The sequence below is a fragment of the Chromohalobacter sp. 48-RD10 genome (genome assembly GCF_029889785.1).
Taxonomy (GTDB): domain Bacteria; phylum Pseudomonadota; class Gammaproteobacteria; order Pseudomonadales; family Halomonadaceae; genus Chromohalobacter.
In genome coordinates this window covers 1-3,376 of the sequence record NZ_JARANX010000064.1, presented here as the reverse complement: position 1 = coordinate 3,376, position 3,376 = coordinate 1, and the positions used below count along the sequence as shown (strand labels likewise).

Annotated in this window: 4 protein-coding genes; all 4 read left to right on the top strand. The window is 57.2% G+C overall.

The annotated features are described in order from the left end of the window. Positions 1–161 precede the first annotated feature (161 nt). The gene (locus OP496_RS16835; protein ID WP_280564965.1) at positions 162–1,118 is read left to right on the top strand and encodes a LysR family transcriptional regulator; all 957 of its coding nucleotides are present in this window, start codon (positions 162–164) and stop codon (positions 1,116–1,118) included. Positions 1,119–1,230: 112 nt separating this feature from the next. Next, on the top strand, positions 1,231–2,265 hold the full coding sequence (dctP, locus tag OP496_RS16830; protein WP_280564964.1) for a TRAP transporter substrate-binding protein DctP: 1,035 nt from the start codon (positions 1,231–1,233) through the stop codon (positions 2,263–2,265). A gap of 66 nt (positions 2,266–2,331) precedes the next feature. Then, positions 2,332–2,838: a TRAP transporter small permease gene (locus OP496_RS16825; protein ID WP_280564963.1), complete on the top strand. Its 507-nt coding sequence runs from the start codon at positions 2,332–2,334 to the stop codon at positions 2,836–2,838. Beyond that, positions 2,838–3,376 (top strand): TRAP transporter large permease subunit (locus OP496_RS16820; RefSeq protein ID WP_280564961.1); only part of this gene is annotated, 539 nt, incomplete at its 3' end. The genes OP496_RS16825 and OP496_RS16820, both read left to right, overlap by 1 nt.

The following is a 3,376-nucleotide window of genomic DNA, read 5'->3' as shown; positions in this document are numbered from 1 at the left end:
ACGTAGACACGTTTGATGACACTCTTGGCTTCCGCCATGATCCAGTCTCCTATGAATTCGACGCTTTCACGCTACGCCGGTTGCGGATTGGAATCAATCCCATCCCCTATGGCCTTTCGTATGACCTTGAACCATGTATCAGACTGCTGACCGAGCTTGCCATGACTCCGTTCAAATCTCGTGCGCTTGAATATCTCGATGCCGTCGTTCGCTATGGCTCGCTACGCCGAGCCGCCTCTCATCTGGAGGTCAACCCATCGGCACTCAGTAGGCAACTGCGCGCACTCGAGGAAGAACTGGATTGCGTGCTACTGGTACGTTCCCCACGGCTTGATTTGACCCCCGCCGGTGAGTTGATGCTGCGTCACTATCGTGATCGGCGTGCCGCCGAGCGAGCGACACTTTCTCAGTTGCAGGCCATGCAGAACCTGGAACACGGCGAGGTACACATCGCCGTCGGCGAAGGGTTCATAGCGGATCTGGTCTCGGCCCCCTTGCAGAACTTTCTGGCCACCTATCCGGGGCTGGAAATCGAAGTGCACATGGCCGGTCTTACCGATGCGATGGCGTTGGTCGAGGAAGGGAGCGTCGATTTGGCGTTGCTGTATGCGCCGCCCGATGATCACCGTCTGGTTTCGCACGTCGATCGCTGCCAACCGCTGGATCTGATCGTACCCGCCGAACACGCGTTGGCCAGCGCGACGGGGCCGCTGACTTTAGCCGAGATCGGTGTGCATCCCTTGGCGGTTATCGACGGGCAAACCGGAATGGGGCAGTTGGTCGATATGGCATTGCGGACGGCCAAGCTATCGTATCGGCCGCGCATGAAAACCAACTCGGTGTCGGTGCTCAAGAATTTCGTGCGTTCCGGCTTGGGCGTGACGTTCATGCCCGAGCTCAGCGTCCTTGAGGAGATTCACGAGGGGAGCATTGTCACGCGCGAGGTCGACGCCCAGGTACTGTGCCAGGCGCAGGCGTGCATCGTCAGTCAGGTCGAGCGGCCCTTGACGGTGGCAGCCCAAGCTTTCATTGAACACCTGCGATACAGCATGCGTTTCTTCAGCGCCGACGCACCGCGCGTCTTGGATGCACGTATGTTGTCTTTAAAGCAACGCTAGAACGCTTGAAAGGTCAACAGCGCAACGATTAGCGTCTTAGGACGCCGCTGTACAGCAACGGCCGATCAATACGCGAGTCTCGTCGCGTTCTGATAACAACAAGGAGTTCTTCATGCGTTTCTCAATGCTGCGTCCCGTATTACTCACAGCCGCTGTCACCGGCTGGCTGGTGACGGCCAGCCTGGCCAATGCGGCCACAACCATCAACCTCAGCTATAACGGACCGCCCGAGACCGACAAGAACGCGGTTCATCTGTTTGCTTCCAACCTCAAACGGTTGGTGGAAGAGAAGACCGACGGCGATATTCAGCTCAAGTTATATCCCAACTCCATGCTTGGCGAAGAACAGGAGCGCATGGAGCAAGTCGCCAATACGCCGAGCCTCAACATTGCTTCATTCGCCGGTTTGTCGCCGATCGTGCCCGAAATATATGTCAGTGCCACTCCCTTTCTGTTCGATGATTACAACGCTGCACATGAGTTTTTCGACGAGGGTGATTATTGGAACAAGGTAGAGGAAGCCCTCAAAGAGCGTACCGGTGCCGAGTTGCTTGGCGTGATCGAGGAAGGCGGTTTTCTCGGGTTCACGAACTCCAAGCGCCCCATAAAGGGCCCCGACGATTTCGAGGGACTCCGCTTTCGTGCCATGGATCCTAGCCAGGTCGCGCTCTATGAGGCCTTTGGTGCGTCCGGCACGCCGATTCCCTGGACCGATACCTACATGGCGCTCAAGACCAACGTCGCCGATGGCCAGATGAACCCGCCGATGTACATCATCATGGGCAGTCTCTACGAAGTGCAGAAATACTTTACCCGTGCCAACGTGCAGTACTCCGATCAGTTCCTCATAGCCAACGGCAGTTGGTACGAGGGGCTTTCCGAAGAGAATCGCAATGCTATCGACTCAGCCGTCGAAAAAGCCAATGAACTCAACCGTGAAGATGTCGAGAAGCGGGTCGACGAGCGCATCCAATTTCTTGCCGATAATGGCATGACGGTGATCGAGCCTAGCGATGAAGAGATGGCGGCTTTTCGTGAACAAGGCCAGCCGGCCTATATCGATTGGCTTGAAGAGCAGGGCATAGGCGATGAGTGGATCAAGATGGCGCTCGAAGATGCCGGGCAAAGCGACCTGCTCAGCGACTGATCTTCACGTTATTCACTCGGATGCCAGGAGTACGACCGGTCATGCCGGTCGTACCATGTGATCGCTATGTTCCGAAACACCTTATTATCGCTGCTGGGACGGATCACGACCGGCCTGGGCGGGTTGGCATTATTGGTCACGCTAATCGATATCTTGTATGGCGTCGTGACGCGCTACGTGGTCGGCCAGGCGCCCATCTGGAGTGACGAGCTTGCGCGTTACTGCTTGATCGCATCGGCATTGCTGATCGCCGGCAATGTGTGGGTGCGTGGCGAGCATATGCGAGTGGCGTTACTGGAGCGCAAGCTGGAAGGCGTCGCGCGACATGTTTTGTTGGGTTATCAATGGCTGCTCACCTTGCTGCTGTGCATGGCCATGACCTGGTGGAGTTGGCATTACGCCTTATCGGTGAGCTACTTCACTTCCCAGGGGCTGGGCATCAGCCGCACCCTTCCCATGCTTGCCATGCCGCTGGGTTTCGGCCTGCTTGCATTGCAGGTACTGCTTTACGGCCCTCGTCCATTGCCCCAGACCGGTGACGCCTCTCCAGACGTTGCGGAGGACGCCTCATGATGGTCGCCGCGATGTTCGCAACCTTGCTTGCCAACACCTTACTGGGTATTCCACTTTTCTTGACGCTGATCGTGACCGCCTTGGTGGGCTTCGCTTTCGTCGATCCGGGCATGATCGCGCGGATGATGCCGCAACAGTTCTTTGGCGGTCTCAATAGTTTCTCGCTGATGGCGATTCCGTTGTTCATTCTCGCCGGCAATCTGATGAATGCCTGTGGTATGACCGAGCGTTTGATGCGCGTCGCTCGTCTGTTGGTGGGTCATCTGCGCGGCGGTATCGGACATGTCAATGTGGTGGGTAGCGTCTTCATGTCCGGGGTCAATGGCTCGGCCGCGGCCGATGCCTCGGCACTGGGGTCATTGCTGGTCCCGGCGATGAGGCGCGATGGGTATTCCACGGCATTTGCTGCCGGGCTGACCGCTGGTAGTTCGCTGATCGGGCCTATCATTCCGCCGAGCATCTTCATGATCTTGTATAGCGCGCAGACCAATACCTCGGTCGGTCAGTTATTCTTGGGTGGCGTGGTCCCTGGTCTTTT

Coding starts and splice junctions, on each gene's coding strand:
- OP496_RS16825 (WP_280564963.1), top strand. CDS start 2,332: ATGTTCCGAAACACCTTATTATCGCTGCTGGGACGGATCACGACCGGC.
- dctP (WP_280564964.1), top strand. CDS start 1,231: ATGCGTTTCTCAATGCTGCGTCCCGTATTACTCACAGCCGCTGTCACC.
- OP496_RS16835 (WP_280564965.1), top strand. CDS start 162: ATGACTCCGTTCAAATCTCGTGCGCTTGAATATCTCGATGCCGTCGTT.